This is a genomic window from Comamonas humi, assembly GCF_054782535.1.
Genome location: NZ_BAAGSH010000019.1, coordinates 60,577 through 74,011 on the forward strand (window position 1 = coordinate 60,577; position 13,435 = coordinate 74,011).

12 protein-coding genes are annotated in these 13,435 nt (G+C 70.9%); 10 read left to right on the forward strand and 2 right to left on the reverse strand.

The window, feature by feature from the left end:
- The first annotated feature begins 2 nt into the window (after positions 1–2).
- Positions 3–1,076 (forward strand): XdhC family protein, encoded by a 1,074-nt coding sequence (locus ACYVKR_RS20460; protein WP_460482816.1) that lies wholly within the window; start codon positions 3–5, stop codon positions 1,074–1,076.
- Positions 1,077–1,105: 29 nt separating this feature from the next.
- Here the strand turns inward: ACYVKR_RS20460 and ACYVKR_RS20465 are convergent, their stop codons facing one another.
- On the reverse strand, positions 1,106–1,930 hold the full coding sequence (locus tag ACYVKR_RS20465) for an IclR family transcriptional regulator (RefSeq protein WP_460482817.1): 825 nt from the start codon (positions 1,928–1,930) through the stop codon (positions 1,106–1,108).
- A 98-nt stretch (positions 1,931–2,028) separates the two neighbouring features.
- Here ACYVKR_RS20465 and ACYVKR_RS20470 point away from each other — a divergent pair, with 98 nt between their 5' ends.
- Genes ACYVKR_RS20470 through ACYVKR_RS20485 form a run of 4 tightly spaced genes read left to right on the forward strand, consistent with a single transcriptional unit; the run spans position 2,029 to position 6,504 of the window.
- The gene (locus ACYVKR_RS20470; RefSeq protein WP_460482818.1) at positions 2,029–3,186 is read left to right on the forward strand and encodes an acyl-CoA dehydrogenase family protein; all 1,158 of its coding nucleotides are present in this window, start codon (positions 2,029–2,031) and stop codon (positions 3,184–3,186) included.
- On the forward strand, positions 3,183–4,319 hold the full coding sequence (locus ACYVKR_RS20475; RefSeq protein ID WP_460482819.1) for an acyl-CoA dehydrogenase family protein: 1,137 nt from the start codon (positions 3,183–3,185) through the stop codon (positions 4,317–4,319). Before ACYVKR_RS20470 ends, ACYVKR_RS20475 begins: the two co-directional genes overlap by 4 nt.
- Before the next feature lie 11 nt (positions 4,320–4,330).
- Positions 4,331–5,296, forward strand: coding sequence for a Bug family tripartite tricarboxylate transporter substrate binding protein (locus tag ACYVKR_RS20480; RefSeq protein WP_460482820.1), 966 nt, complete (start codon positions 4,331–4,333; stop codon positions 5,294–5,296).
- Positions 5,296–6,504, forward strand: coding sequence for a CaiB/BaiF CoA transferase family protein (locus ACYVKR_RS20485; RefSeq protein WP_460482821.1), 1,209 nt, complete (start codon positions 5,296–5,298; stop codon positions 6,502–6,504). Before ACYVKR_RS20480 ends, ACYVKR_RS20485 begins: the two co-directional genes overlap by 1 nt.
- Positions 6,505–6,622: 118 nt before the next feature.
- On the opposite strand, the gene ACYVKR_RS20490 is transcribed toward ACYVKR_RS20485, so the two are convergent.
- Positions 6,623–7,294: a GntR family transcriptional regulator gene (locus ACYVKR_RS20490; RefSeq protein ID WP_460482822.1), complete on the reverse strand. Its 672-nt coding sequence runs from the start codon at positions 7,292–7,294 to the stop codon at positions 6,623–6,625.
- A gap of 284 nt (positions 7,295–7,578) precedes the next feature.
- Here ACYVKR_RS20490 and ACYVKR_RS20495 point away from each other — a divergent pair, with 284 nt between their 5' ends.
- Genes ACYVKR_RS20495 through ACYVKR_RS20515 form a run of 5 tightly spaced genes read left to right on the forward strand, consistent with a single transcriptional unit; the run spans position 7,579 to position 13,427 of the window.
- Positions 7,579–8,328 carry a DUF969 domain-containing protein gene (locus tag ACYVKR_RS20495; RefSeq protein WP_460482823.1) on the forward strand — a complete coding sequence of 250 codons (750 nt, stop codon included), beginning with the start codon at positions 7,579–7,581 and terminating at the stop codon, positions 8,326–8,328.
- Positions 8,329–8,343: 15 nt separating this feature from the next.
- Complete coding sequence (locus ACYVKR_RS20500) at positions 8,344–9,300, forward strand: DUF979 domain-containing protein (protein ID WP_460482824.1); 957 nt, start codon at positions 8,344–8,346, stop codon at positions 9,298–9,300.
- A 13-nt stretch (positions 9,301–9,313) separates the two neighbouring features.
- Entirely contained in the window at positions 9,314–10,081 is a 768-nt protein-coding gene (locus tag ACYVKR_RS20505; protein ID WP_460482825.1) for a LamB/YcsF family protein, read from the forward strand.
- 11 nt (positions 10,082–10,092) lie between these two features.
- Positions 10,093–11,691 carry a 5-oxoprolinase subunit B/C family protein gene (locus ACYVKR_RS20510; RefSeq protein WP_460483191.1) on the forward strand — a complete coding sequence of 533 codons (1,599 nt, stop codon included), beginning with the start codon at positions 10,093–10,095 and terminating at the stop codon, positions 11,689–11,691.
- A gap of 5 nt (positions 11,692–11,696) precedes the next feature.
- The gene (locus tag ACYVKR_RS20515) at positions 11,697–13,427 is read left to right on the forward strand and encodes an acetyl/propionyl/methylcrotonyl-CoA carboxylase subunit alpha (protein ID WP_460482826.1); all 1,731 of its coding nucleotides are present in this window, start codon (positions 11,697–11,699) and stop codon (positions 13,425–13,427) included.
- Positions 13,428–13,435: the final 8 nt, after the last annotated feature.

Here is a 13,435-nt window from a genome sequence, read left to right on the forward strand (position 1 = left end):
CCGTGGAAAACCTCGATGTGATGGTGTTGCGCCAGCTGCGCGACTGGCGGCAGGCCGGGCGGCGGGCATTGCTGGCCACGGTGGTGCGCACCTGGGGCTCGTCGCCCCGGCCGATCGGCTCGATCATGGCGCTGTGCGAAGACGGCGCGGTGGTGGGCTCGGTGTCGGGCGGCTGCATCGAGGACGACCTGATCTACCGCTTCACCCAGGCCTATGCGCAGGCCGCGCCGAACCCGGCCGATGGCGACCACGCCATGCCCTCGGGCGCGCCCGGCTTCGTCAAGTACGGCATCACCGCCGACGAGGCGCACCGCTTCGGCCTGCCCTGCGGCGGCACGCTGGAGCTGCTGCTCGAATACGACCCCGACGCGGCCAGCCTGGCCGAGCTGGTGCGCTCGCTCGAGGCCGGCCGGCTGATGCAGCGCCGCGTGCGCATCGCCGACGGCGCGGTGCAGCTGGCCGAGGCCGCCGCGCCCGAGGCGCTGGCGCTGACCGACGCCGAGTTGGTCAACACCTTCGGCCCCGAATACCGTATGCTGCTGATCGGCGCGGGCCAGCTCACCGAATACCTGGCCACGATGGCGCTGTTCTCGGGCTTCGCGGTCACGGTCTGCGACCCGCGCGAGGAATACCGCGGCGCATGGAGCGTGGCCGGCGCCACCGTGGTGGCCGACATGCCCGACGACGTGGTGCTGGCCTTCCGGCCCGACCGGCGCAGCTGCGTCGTCGCGCTCACGCACGACCCCAAGCTCGACGATCTGGCGCTGCTCGAGGCGCTGAAGACCGAGGCCTTCTACGTCGGCGCCATCGGCTCGCGCCGCAACAACGAGGCGCGCCACCAGCGCATGATCGAGCACTTCGAGCAGACCGAGGACAGCCTGGCGCGCCTGCGTGGCCCCATCGGCATCTACATCGGCAGCAAGACGCCGCCCGAGATCGCGGTCAGCGTGATGGCCGAGATCCTCGCGGTGAAGAACGGCGTCGCGCTGCCGCGCGACGTGGACGTGAGCCAGGCCAAGAACGAGCGCGAGCTGGCGCCCAACGACCCGGGCATGCTGGTGTGCGGCGTGCGCTGATCCAGCGCTTCAGCTCGTAAACACGTTTCTTACTTGCTCGTGGCGAGCCGGTTGGCCACGCCCACCAGGTGGGCCAGGCTGGGGCCGACCTGCTCCAGCAGTTCGCGGGCATGCACCTGCATGCCGGGCACGGCGCAGTTGAACAGCAGCTGGCGCGGCCCGTAGTGGATGCGCGAAGCGACGCCCACGGCGAAGACCCCGAAGCCGGTATCGCCCAGGTTCACGGAAAACCCCCGACTGCCATAGTGGGCCAGGCTGTCGCGGGTGGCATCGATGCAGCGCGCATACTCCTCGGGCCGCAGCCGGCGCGCGCGGCGCAGGAACTGGCCTTGCGCCGGTGCCGGCAGCTGCGCCAGGCCGGCCCGGCCCATGGCCGTCTCCAGCACGCCGCGCACGGCGCCCACGCCGGGGCGCTTGAGCGTGCCGTCCTGGTAGGCGCAGGTTTCCACGTAGACCACATCCAGGTCCATGATCACGCCGACGGACACGGCGCCCTGCACGCGGTCGGCCAGGGCCTGCATGGGCGCGCGCAGCTGGCCGAGCAGGGGCGTGTTGATCGCATACGGATAGCTCAGCGCGACGGCGGCGGGGCCGACGAAGTAGCGGTCCAGACGCTCGTCGTGGTCCAGGTAGCCCAGGGTCTGCAGGCTGCGGCACAGGCGCGACACCGTCGGCCGGGGCAGGCCCAGGCGCTGGGCCAGTTCGCTGTTGGCATGGGGGCGCGGGTCGCGGACGAAGCATTCCAGGATCATCAGCCCCTTGGCCAGGGTGCCCGAGAAGTAGGGGTCGTCCTCGCGGATGCGGTGCACGTCCTGCAGGTCGCGGAGCTGGTGGACGGGCGAGGCTTTTTTCATGCAGGTATTCTGCGGGCAGGAGCGATGGATTTGAATCCATATTTCAATATTTGAAACTTGGTTTCGGTTTTTGCGCCGTGCTTTTTACAGTGCGAAGCATGATCCAAGACCCCACCCGACTCCAGGCCCTGGTGGCCGACATCCGCAGCTTTGTGCGCGAGCACTGGCACCCACTCGAAGCGCGCATCGACCGCGAGGACGACATCCCGCCGGCGACGGTGCAGATGCTGCGCGACAAGGGCTACTTTGGCTGGAGCATTCCAGAGGCCTATGGCGGCCTGGGGTTGAGCACCGAGGAGCTGGTGCGCTGCGCCTTCGAGCTGTCGCAGGCCTCGGTGGCGCTGCGGGCGCGGGTTGGCACCAACACGGGAATAGGCTCCGAGGCGCTGGTGGCCGACGGCACCGAGGAGCAGAAGCAGCGCTGGCTGCCGCGCATGGCGCGGGGCGAGCTGACCGGCTGCCTGGCGCTGACCGAGCCGGATGCGGGCTCGGAGGCCTCCAACATCCAGACCACCGCGCGCCGCGAGGGCGAGCACTATGTGCTCAACGGCACCAAGCGCTTCATCACCAATGCGCCGCTGGCCGACGTGTTCACGGTGATCGCGCGCACCGATGGCGGCAGTGCGGGCAGCGACGGGCTCACCGCCTTTCTGGTGGAGCGCTCGGCGGGGCTGAGCACGGGCCCGGCCTACCGCAAGATGGGGCAGGCCGGCTCGCCGGTGTCGGACGTGCATTTCGAGAACTGCCGCGTGCATGCCAGCCAGATCATCGGCGGGCGCGAGGGCATGGGCTTCAAGACGGTGATGAAGGTGCTGAACAAGCAGCGGCTGCACCTGGCGGCGCTGTGCACCGGCCCGGCCATCCGCATGCTGGACCTGGCCATGGAGCATGTGAGCCGGCGCGAGCAGTTCGGCCAGCCGGTGGCGAACTTCCAGCTGGTGCAGGCCATGATCGCCGACAGCCGCACCGAGATCTTCGCGGCGCAGTCCATGATCCTGGAGGCGGCGCGGGCGCGCGACCGTGGCGAGGAGGTGGCGCTGTCGGCGTCGATGTGCAAGTACTTCGCCTCGGAGATGTGCGGGCGGGTGGCGGACCGCGCGGTGCAGATGTTCGGCGGCTCGGGCTATGTGGCCGACTTCAGCCCGATCGAGCGCTATTTCCGCGACGTGCGCCTGTTCCGCCTGTACGAGGGCACGAGCCAGATCCACCAGCTGAACATCGCCAAGCTGGCGCTGCGCGAGCGGAGCGGCGCATGAGCGCGCCCACGCCCCAGCAGGTGCGGGAGTTCGTGGAATCCTGCTGCATCCCGCGCGAAAGCGCCCGGCACCTGCACGATCCGCAGGCGCTGGATGCCACGCTGGCCGAGCTGCGCCCGCTGGCGCAAGCCCATGGCCTGTACCTGCCCCACCTGCCGGTGCGTTCCGGCGGACTGGGCCTGGGCTGGGAGGCGCGGGCGGCGCTGCTGGAAGAGGCCGGCCGCAGCTACCTGGGGCCGGCGGCCATGAACTGCGCCGCGCCCGACCAGCCCAACATGATCAGCCTGGCGCTGCAGGGCACGCCCGCGCAGCAGGAGCGCTACCTGGCGCCGCTGGCCGCGGGGCAGTTGCGCTCGTGCTTCGCGATGACGGAGCCGGCGCCGGGCGCGGGTTCGGACCCGGCCATGCTGCGCAGCACGGCCCGCCGCGAGGCGGGCGGCTGGGTGATCGACGGACACAAGTGGTTCATCACCGGCGCGGTCGGTGCCAGCTTTGCCATCGTGCTGGCGCAGACCGAGGACGGCCCCACGCAGTTCATCGTGGACATGGACAACCCGGGCATCCGGCTGGTGCGCGAGATCCGCTCCAGCGACCCGTTCGCCGTCGGCGGGCATGGCGAGCTGCGCCTCGAGGACTGCCGGGTGGGCGCCGGGGCCGTGCTGGGCAGCATCGGCCGCGGGTTCGAATACGCGCAGCAGCGCCTGGAGCCGGCGCGCCTGTCGCACTGCATGCGCCTGATGGGCCGCGCGCGGCGGGCGCTGGAAATCGCCCAGGCCTATGCCAACCAGCGGCAATCCTTTGGCAGCCTGCTGGCCGACCTGCAGCAGGTCCAGGCCATGGTGGCTGATTCGCACATCGACCTGTACGCCAGCCGCCTGATGGTGCGCGACTGCGCGGCGCGCATGGATGCCGGGCTGTCGGTCAAGACCGAGTCCGCGATGGCCAAGGTCTTCGTGTCCGAGGCGCTCAACCGCGTCGCCGACCGCGCGGCGCAGCTGTGCGGCGCCTACGGCATGGACGAAGACGCGCCGCTGGCGCCCATCCTGCGCGAGCTGCGGCCGTTCCGCATCTACGACGGCGCCTCGGAGCTGCACCGGGCCACGCTGGGCCGGCGCTTTCTCAAGACCCACTAGGAGACACTCTCATGCAATCCACCGCGATGCCAAGGCTGGCCGCGCTGGCGCTGTGCTGCGCCATGGCTGCGGCCCACGCCGCCTACCCGGACCGTCCGATCCGGCTGATCGTCCCCTTTCCGGCCGGCGGCAGCACCGACCTGGTCACCCGGGCCATCTCGGTGGATCTGGGCCAGGCCCTGGGCCAGCCCGTGGTGGTCGAGAACAAGCCCGGCGCGGGCAGCCTGGTGGGCTCCGAGCAGGTGGCCCGCGCGGCACCGGACGGCTACACCCTGCTGATGGCCGGGCTGACCAATGTGTTCCTGCCCTATGTGCACCGCCAGCTCAAGTGGAATCCGCTCACCGACTACGAGTACATCGGCCTGGTGGCGGACCTGCCCAACGTCATCGCCGTGAGCGCGCAGACGCCCTACCGCACGCTGGCCGAGCTGGTGGCGGCCGAGCAGGCCAAGCCCGGCGCGCTGTCCTTCGGCTCGGCCGGCGTGGCCACGCCCTCGCACCTGGTGTGCGAGATGGTGAACCACCAGCTGCGCATCCAGATGCAGCACCTGCCCTACAAGGGCAACGCCCCGGCGGTGAACGACCTGATGGCGGGCCACATCCCGGTGATGTGCAACAACCTCGGCGGCACCCTGCCGTACATGCAGGGCGGGCAGATCCGCATCCTGGCGCAGACGGGCAAGGCGCGCTCCGCCGCGGCGCCGGACGTGCCGACCTTCGAGGAGCTGGGCGTGTCCGGCCTGGACGCCGGCCTGTGGATGGGCATCGTCGCGCCCAAGGGCACGCCGGCGCAGGTGGTGGCCGCCATCAACCAGGCGCTGGCCAAGGTGGTGGCCCAGCCCGAGACCCGGGCCAAGCTGGCCCGGCTGGGGGCGACGCCGCTGCCCGGCACGGTGGAGGCCTTCCGCCAGCGCGTGCAGAAGGACCGCCAGGCCTGGGACCCGGTGCTCAAGCGCGTGGACCTGAAAGGCCTGTGATGCATGCTGGCGGCTATCCCCTGCAGGGCGTGCGCATCCTGGACATGGCCACGGTGCTGGCCGCGCCTTTCTCGGCCACGCTGTGCGGCGACCTCGGCGCCGAGGTCGTCAAGCTGGAGCTGCCCCAGGGCGGCGACACCCTGCGCAGCCTGGCGCCGGTGCACCAGGGCCAGCCGGTCTTCTGGAAGACGGCCAACCGCGGCAAGCAAGGCATCTCGCTGGACGTGCGCAAGCCCCGCGGCCGCGAACTGCTGCTGCGGCTGGTGCGCGACTTCGACGTGCTGGTGGAGAACTTCCGCACCGGCACGCTGGACCGCTGGGGGCTGGACCTGGCCACGCTGCACGCCCACAACCCGCGCCTGATCGTGCTGCGCGTGACCGGCTTCGGCCAGACCGGCCCCTACGCCGGGCGGCCCGGCTTTGCCCGCATCTTCGAGGCCATGAGCGGCTTCGCCCACCTGACCGGCGAGGCCGGCGGCCCGCCCCAGCACATGAACTACCCGCTGGGCGACGCGGTGGCGGGCCTGTTCGGCGCCTTCGCCATCGCGGCCGCGCTGGCCGAGCGCAACGCCCAGCCGCTGGCGCAGCAGCGCGGCGTGGAGATCGACCTGTCGGCCACCGAGGCCATGCTGCGCCTGCTCGATCCGCTGGCGGCCGAGGCGCAGCTCAGCGGCCAGGCGCGTGGCCGCGCGGGCTCGTGCGCCACCTACACCGCGCCTTCCAACGTCTACCAGACGGCCGATGGCGACTGGATCACCGTCGTGGCGACGGGCGATGCCATCTTCGCGCGCCTGTGCCGGGCCATGGGCCGCGGCGAGCTGGCGGCCGACGCGCGCTTTGCCGACAATGCCGCGCGCATGCGGAACCTGCAGGCGCTGGACGGCACCGTGGCCGCCTGGTGCCGGGGCCGGCCCTTCGCCGCCGTGGCGGCGGCCCTGGCGGCCGAGGACGTGCCGTTCAGCAAGGTCTATTCGGCGGCCGATGCGCTGCAGGACCCGCACTTCGCGGCGCGCGGCAGCTTCATCGCGCTGCAGGACCCGGTGCTGGGCCCCCTCGCCGCGCCGGCGGCCGTGCCGCGCTTTACCGGCCGCACGGCGCCCACGCCGGCCGTGGGGCCCGAGACCGGGCAGGACAACGCCGCCATCTATCGGGCGCTGGGGCTGGACGAGGCGGAGCTGGCGCAGCTGCGCCGGGAGCAGGTCATCTGATGCAAAAAGGATAGCTGCTGGCGCTTGACTGTCCGGGGATTTGATATGAAATCAATACCAATCCATGGATTAGCAAGCGCTGACAGCTATCCATTCAGGAGCGGAAAAGTCCCCCGCCTCACAGCTCCATGCCCGCCTCGCTCATGCGCCGCGCGTAGACGCTGAGCACCACGCGCTCCGAGTGGTTCAGGTAGTCGCGCATCTGCGCGGCGGCCTGGGCCATGTCGCCGGCCTCGAAGCGTTCGAGGATCGCGGCATTCATGTCGATGTAGGGCGCGTGCAGGAACTCGGCATTGCTCAGCATGCCGAAGGCCAGCCGCAGCTCCACCAGGATGTGCGAGAACAGCGTGTCCAGCCGCTCGCTGTCGGCCAGCGCCACCACGCCCTTGTGGAAGCGCATGTTCGCCGTGCCCACCTCGGTCCAGCGGCCCGCGTCGCGCAGCTGGCGCTGCTCGGCCACCGCGTCGCGCATCTGCTGGCGCGCCGGGTGCTGCGGGATCGCCTGCGCCAGCGCCTGGCACTCGACGATGCGGCGCACGCGGTAGATGTCCATGATCGACGCCATGCTGGGGATGGCCACGAACACGCCGCGGTTGGGCACGTGGCGCAGCAGCCCTTCCTTGGTCAGCAGGCGGAACACCTCGCGCAGCGTGTTGCGCGAGATCTCCAGGCTTTCGCTCAGCGCCACCTCCGACAGGCGCTGGCCGGGCTGGAACTCGCCGCGCACGATCTGCTGGCGGATCTGTTCGGCAACGCGGTCATTCAGGGTGGTGGCGGGTGAGGCGGACATGGGGCAAACGGCTGGGCGCCCGCAAGGCGCGCGGGGTGCGCCGCCATCATACCGGCGCCCCACAGGCGGCCGGCCGCCCGGGTGACCAAGGGTGGATTCGGTACGGCGGCTTACGGGTTTGTGCTGATGATTTTCCGTGTTTTGTCAGGCTAAATCCAGTTATTGTTCAACAATAATACGGGTGTAACAAACACACAAGGTGCTTTGTTGAACAAAACTGGAGGCCAGCGGCCTCTGCTTTCTTGGTGATTGCGCCGTGGCTCGCGCGGCGTTCAGGAGTGGATATGGATACCCAACTGGTCAATCTCTGGCCCCTGGTGGGCGTGGCGGTCATCATTGCCGGCTTCGTGCTGCGCTTCAACCCGTTCGTCGTCGTCGTGGTCACCGCGCTGGTGACGGCGGCGGTGGCGGGCTTTCCGGTGCAGAAAGTCCTGGCGACCATCGGCACCGGCTTCGTGAAGACGCGCAACCTGCCGCTCATCATCCTGCTGCCGCTGGCGGTGATCGGCCTGCTCGAGCGCCACGGCCTGCGCCAGCACGCGCAGAACTGGATCGGCAAGGTCAAGTCGGCCACGGCCGGCCGCCTGCTCATCGTCTACCTGGCGGCGCGCGAGCTGACCGCCGCCGCCGGCCTGACCAGCCTGGGCGGCCACCCGCAGATGGTGCGGCCGCTGCTGGCGCCCATGGCCGAGGGCGCGACCGAGACGCGCTACGGCAAGCTGCCCGACGCCATCCGCTACCGCCTGCGCGCCTTCAGCGCCGCCACCGACAACGTGGGCCTGTTCTTCGGCGAGGACATCTTCGTGGCCTTCGGCGCCATCGTGCTGATGACCACCTTCCTGCACGAGGCCGGCATCGACGTGGAGCCGCTGCACGTGGCGCTGTGGGGCATTCCCACCGCGATCTGCGCCTTCCTGATCCATTCCTTCCGCCTGCACCGCCTGGACCGCGCCATCGACCGCGACATGCGTGCCTGGCAGGCCCAGAACGCCGCCGTCGGCGGCGACAAGACCAACACCGGCAACGGCCAATAACCACCAGGGGCAGCGATGATTTTCTCCATCAACCATCTGTACTACCTGGCCGGTTTCCTGCTGGCCTGCGCCGCGCTGTTCAACCTGCTGGACGCGGGCAACCCCAAGCGCTGGAGCACCGGCCTGTTCTGGGGCGTGTATGCGGCGATGTTCCTCATCGGCGACAAGCTGCCGCCCGAAGTGGTGGGCGCCGGCGTGGTGCTGCTGGCCCTGGTCGTGCTGGGCAAGGGCGTGGGCTCGGGCAAGCACGTCGAGCGGCCCGAGGCCGACTACCAGGCCAGCGCGCTGCGCCTGGGCAACAAGCTCTTCGTGCCGGCGCTGACCATTCCCGTGGTGACGGTGATCGGCAGCGTGCTGCTCAAGGACTTCAAGCTCGGCGGCGCCTTCCTGATCGACCCCAAGAACGCCACGCTGGTGAGCCTGGGCCTGGGCTGCGTGATCGGCCTGGCGCTGGCCTGCTGGCTGACGCGCGAGACGCCGGTGCAGGGCCTGCGCGAATCGCGCCGCCTGATCGACGCGCTGGGCTGGGCCCTGGTGCTGCCGCAGATGCTGGGCATGCTGGGCCTGGTGTTCAGCGATGCCGGCGTGGGCAAGGCCGTGGCGCACGTCACCACCACCTACATCAACATGGACCTGCGCTTCGTGGCCGTGGCGGTCTACGTGGTCGGCATGGCGCTGTTCACCGTCATCATGGGCAACGGCTTCGCGGCCTTCCCGGTGATGACCGGCGGCGTCGGCGTGCCGGTGCTGGTGGGCGTGTACCACGGCGATCCGGCGGTGATGGCGGCCATCGGCATGTTCTCGGGCTATTGCGGTACGCTGATGACGCCGATGGCGGCCAACTTCAATATCGTGCCCGCCGCGCTGCTGCAGCTGCCCGACCAGAACGCGGTGATCCGCGCCCAGATCCCGACGGCGCTGGGCATCCTGATCTGCAATATCTTCCTGCTGAACTTCCTGATGTTCCGTTGAGGGGAAACCAACCATGACCACCACGATCGATCTCAACAGCGACCTGGGCGAGAGCCTGGGCGCCTGGAGCATGGGCGACGACGCCGCCATGCTGTCCATCGTCAGCAGCGCCAACGTGGCCTGCGGCTTCCATGCCGGCGATCCGGTCGTCATGCTGGCCACGCTGCGCGAGGCCCAGGCGCACGGCGTGACCGTGGGCGCGCATGTGTCCTACCGCGACCTGGTGGGCTTTGGCCGCCGCCCCATGGACGTGCCGCACGCCGAGCTGGTGGGCGACGTGATCTACCAGATCGGCGCGCTGCAGGCCATGGCCCGCGTGGCGGGCAGCGAGGTGCGCTACGTCAAGCCGCACGGCGCGCTGTACAACACCATCGCGCAGGACGAGCGCCAGGCGAAATCCGTCATCGAGGCGGTCAAGGCCGTGGGCGACCTGGCCCTGGTGGTGCTCGCTGGCTCTCCCTTGGTTCAATGGGCGCGCGGCGCCGGCCTGCGCGTGGTCGAGGAGGCCTTTGCCGACCGCGGCTACACGCCGCAGGGCACGCTGGTGTCGCGCCGCGAGCCCGGCGCTGTGCTGCACGACCCGGCGCTCGTCGCCCAACGCATGCTGCAGCTGGCCACCGAGGGCACGGTGCAGGCGGTGGACGGCAGCACCGTGCGCGTGCAGGCCGACTCCATCTGCGTGCACGGCGACAGTCCCGGCGCGGTGGATATGGCGCGCGCGGTGCGCCAGCGGCTCGAAGCTAGCGGCGTGGCCATCCGCTCGTTCATGGAGCCCGCATGAGCGCCACCCCGATGCGCTTTCTGCCGGTCAGCCGCAACGCGCTGCTGGTGGAGCTGCCCGACCTGGCCCGCACGCTCGACCTGCTGGCCGCGCTGCAGGCGGCGCCGCTGGCCGGCGTGAGCGAGCTGGTGCCCGCCGCGCGCACCATCCTGGTCTACTTCAACCCCTGGCAGACCAGCGCCGCCGCGCTGCGCCAGGCCATCGAGGGCCTGCGCATCGGCGCCCGGCAGGACGGCGGCGGCGCGCGTGTCGAGATCCCCGTGCAGTACGACGGCGAGGACCTGGCCGAGGTGGCCACGCTGCTCGGCATCGAGGTGCCCGAACTCATCCGCCGCCACACCGGACAGGACTACACCGTCGCCTTCACCGGCTTCGCGCCCGGCTTTGCCTACCTGAGCGGCGGCCACGACAGCCTGCAGATCCCGCGCCGCAGCACGCCGCGCACCAAGGTGCCCGCCGGCTCGGTGGCGCTGGCCGGCAACTTCAGCGCCGTCTACCCCGACGAAACCCCCGGCGGCTGGCAGCTGCTGGGCACCACGGCCGTGCGCATGTGGGACCTGCGGCGCGATCCGCCCGCGCTGCTGCAGCCCGGCATGCGCGTGCGCTTTGTCGATGCCGCTACTACAAACGTAGCTGCTGGCGCTCATTCCGAGCCGAATGTGGCTGTAAATACCATTGAAACTGGCGTGCAACAAGCGTCAGGTGCTCCTGTTTTGCAAGTGCGCGCCACCGGCCTGCAGACCCTGTTCCAGGACGGCGGCCGCCTCGGCCAGGCCGGCCAGGGCGTGTCCGCCGCCGGCGCCATGGACCAGGGTGCGATGCGCCGCGCCAACCGCCTGGTCGGCAACGCCGCCGGCCTGCCGGTGCTCGAAGCCCTGGCCGGCGGGCTGCAGCTGCACAGCCACGGCGACACCGTGGTGGCCGTCACCGGCGCCAGCGGCGCGCTCAGCCTCACCGCGGCCGACGGCCGGCGCTGGGCCGTGCCGCGCCACCAGCCCGTGGCGCTGGCCGACGGCGACGTGCTCGCCCTGGGCGAGCCCGAGGCCGGCCTGCGCAGCTACGTCGCGGTGCGCGGCGGCTTCGTCGTCGAGCCGGTGCTCGGCAGCGCCAGCACCGACACGCTGGCCAAGGTCGGCCCGGCGGCGCTGGCCGTGGGCCAGCGGCTGGCGATTGGCTCTGCGCCCCACACGGCCGTCGGCGAGGCCGACGCGGCGCTGCCGCCACTGCCCGCGGCCGGCGACACCGTCACGCTCGACGTGGTGCTGGGCCCGCGCACCGACTGGTTCACCCCCGAGGCCCTGGCCCTGCTGGCCGCGCAGCGCTGGCAGGTCACCGCGCAGTCCAACCGCGTGGGCCTGCGCCTGGCGGGCGACACCGCGCTGGCCCGCAGCATCACCCACGAGCTGCCCAGCGAAGGCACGGCCCTGGGCGCCATCCAGGTGCCCGCCAGCGGCCAGCCGGTGCTGTTCCTGGCCGACCACCCGCTCACCGGCGGCTACCCGGTGATCGGCTGCGTGGCGCCGCACCACCTCGACCTCGCCGGGCAGATCCCGCCGGGCGCATGGATCCGCTTCAACCCGCTGGCGCCGTTCGCCGAAATTGCAGGATGACTGTCATGAAAAAAGTTTTGATTGCCAACCGGGGCGAAATCGCCGTCCGCATTGCCCGCGCCTGTGCCGACTACGGCGTGCAGTCCGTTGCCGTCTATGCCAATGCCGACATCGACGCGCTGCACGCGCGCATGGCCGACGAGGCCTACGGCCTGGATGGTGACAAGCCGGCCGACACCTACCTGAACATCGAGAAGCTGCTGGCCGTGGCCCAAAAGAGCGGCGCCGATGCGGTGCATCCCGGCTACGGCTTCCTGTCCGAGAACGCCGGCTTCGCCCAGGCGGTGATCGATGCCGGCCTGACCTGGATCGGCCCCAGGCCCGCCACCATCACCCAGCTGGGCGACAAAGTCGCGGCGCGCAAGATCGCGCTGCAGGTGGGCGCGCCGCTGGTCGCCGGCACCAAGGACCCGGTGCAGGACGCCGGCGAAGTGCTGCGCTTTGCCCAGGACAACGGCCTGCCCATCATCATCAAGGCCGCGTTCGGCGGCGGCGGGCGCGGCATGAAGATCGCGTGGCGCATGGACGAGGTCGAGGAGCTCTACGCCTCGGCCGTGCGCGAGGCCGTCACCGCCTTCGGGCGCGGCGAGTGCTTCGTCGAGCAGTTCCTCGACAAGCCGCGCCACATCGAGGCCCAGGTCATCGCCGACACGCACGGCAACGTGGTCGTGCTCGGCACGCGCGACTGCTCGCTGCAGCGGCGCAACCAGAAGCTGGTGGAAGAGGCGCCCGCGCCCTTCCTGTCCGATGCGCAGCGCGAGCGCATCCATGCCGCGGCGCGCGACATCTGCGCCGCCGCCGACTACGTGAGCGCGGGCACGGTGGAGTTCCTGCTGAGCCAGTCGGGCGCGATCTCTTTCCTGGAAGTGAACACGCGCCTGCAGGTCGAGCACACCGTGACCGAGCAGACCACGGGCATCGACCTGGTGATCGAACAGCTGCGCGTGGCCGATGGCCTGCCGCTGTCCGTCAGCGCCACGCCGGCGCCGATCGGGCATGCGTTTGAGTTCCGCATCAACGCCGAGGACGTGGGCCGGGGCTTTCTGCCCACGCCCGGCCCGGTGGCGCGCTTCGATGCGCCCAGCGGCCCCGGCGTGCGGCTGGACACCGGCGTGCGGGCCGGCTCGGTGGTGCCGGGCAGCTTCGATTCGATGATGGCCAAGCTCATCGTCAGCGGTGCCACGCGCGAGCAGGCGCTGGCCCGGGCGCGGCGCGCGCTGGCCGAGTTCCGCATCGAAGGCGTGGCCTCGGTGCTGCCCTTCCACCGCGCGGTGCTGGGCGAGGCCGACTTCATCGGCGAACAGGGCTTCAAGGTGCACACGCGCTGGATCGAGACCGAGTTCGCGGGCGCGCTGGCCGCCGCCGCGCGCGCCGAGCCCGAGCCGAGTGCCGGCCTGGTGCGCACGGCCATCGAGATCGACGGCCGCCGCGTGCAGCTCGGCCTGCCCGCCAGCCTGCTGGCCGGCCTGGCCTCGGCCCAGCCCGGTGCAGGCGTGGCGCTGGCTGCACCCGCCGAGCCGGTGGACGAGCAGGCGGTCACCGCCCCGGCCGCCGGCAACCTCAGCGCCTGGAAGGTGGCCGACGGCGACCTGGTGCAGGCCGGCGACCTGATCGCGGTGATGGAGGCGATGAAGATGGAGATGCAGGTGCATGCGCACCGCGCCGGCACCATCCGCCTGCTGGCGCAGGCCGGCGGCATGCAGGCCGCTGGCGCGGTGCTGGCGCGGATCGGCTGACCGTTCCG

Excerpts from the sequence above, each read along its gene's own strand:
- ACYVKR_RS20470 (WP_460482818.1), top strand. The coding sequence starts at position 2,029 with ATGATCCAAGACCCCACCCGACTCCAGGCCCTGGTGGCCGACATCCGC.
- ACYVKR_RS20505 (WP_460482825.1), top strand. The coding sequence starts at position 9,314 with ATGACCACCACGATCGATCTCAACAGCGACCTGGGCGAGAGCCTGGGC.
- ACYVKR_RS20465 (WP_460482817.1), bottom strand. The coding sequence starts at position 1,930 with ATGAAAAAAGCCTCGCCCGTCCACCAGCTCCGCGACCTGCAGGACGTG.
- ACYVKR_RS20495 (WP_460482823.1), top strand. The coding sequence starts at position 7,579 with ATGGATACCCAACTGGTCAATCTCTGGCCCCTGGTGGGCGTGGCGGTC.
- ACYVKR_RS20510 (WP_460483191.1), top strand. The coding sequence starts at position 10,093 with ATGCGCTTTCTGCCGGTCAGCCGCAACGCGCTGCTGGTGGAGCTGCCC.
- ACYVKR_RS20515 (WP_460482826.1), top strand. The coding sequence starts at position 11,697 with ATGAAAAAAGTTTTGATTGCCAACCGGGGCGAAATCGCCGTCCGCATT.
- ACYVKR_RS20500 (WP_460482824.1), top strand. The coding sequence starts at position 8,344 with ATGATTTTCTCCATCAACCATCTGTACTACCTGGCCGGTTTCCTGCTG.
- ACYVKR_RS20485 (WP_460482821.1), top strand. The coding sequence starts at position 5,296 with ATGCATGCTGGCGGCTATCCCCTGCAGGGCGTGCGCATCCTGGACATG.
- ACYVKR_RS20490 (WP_460482822.1), bottom strand. The coding sequence starts at position 7,294 with ATGTCCGCCTCACCCGCCACCACCCTGAATGACCGCGTTGCCGAACAG.
- ACYVKR_RS20475 (WP_460482819.1), top strand. The coding sequence starts at position 3,183 with ATGAGCGCGCCCACGCCCCAGCAGGTGCGGGAGTTCGTGGAATCCTGC.
- ACYVKR_RS20480 (WP_460482820.1), top strand. The coding sequence starts at position 4,331 with ATGCAATCCACCGCGATGCCAAGGCTGGCCGCGCTGGCGCTGTGCTGC.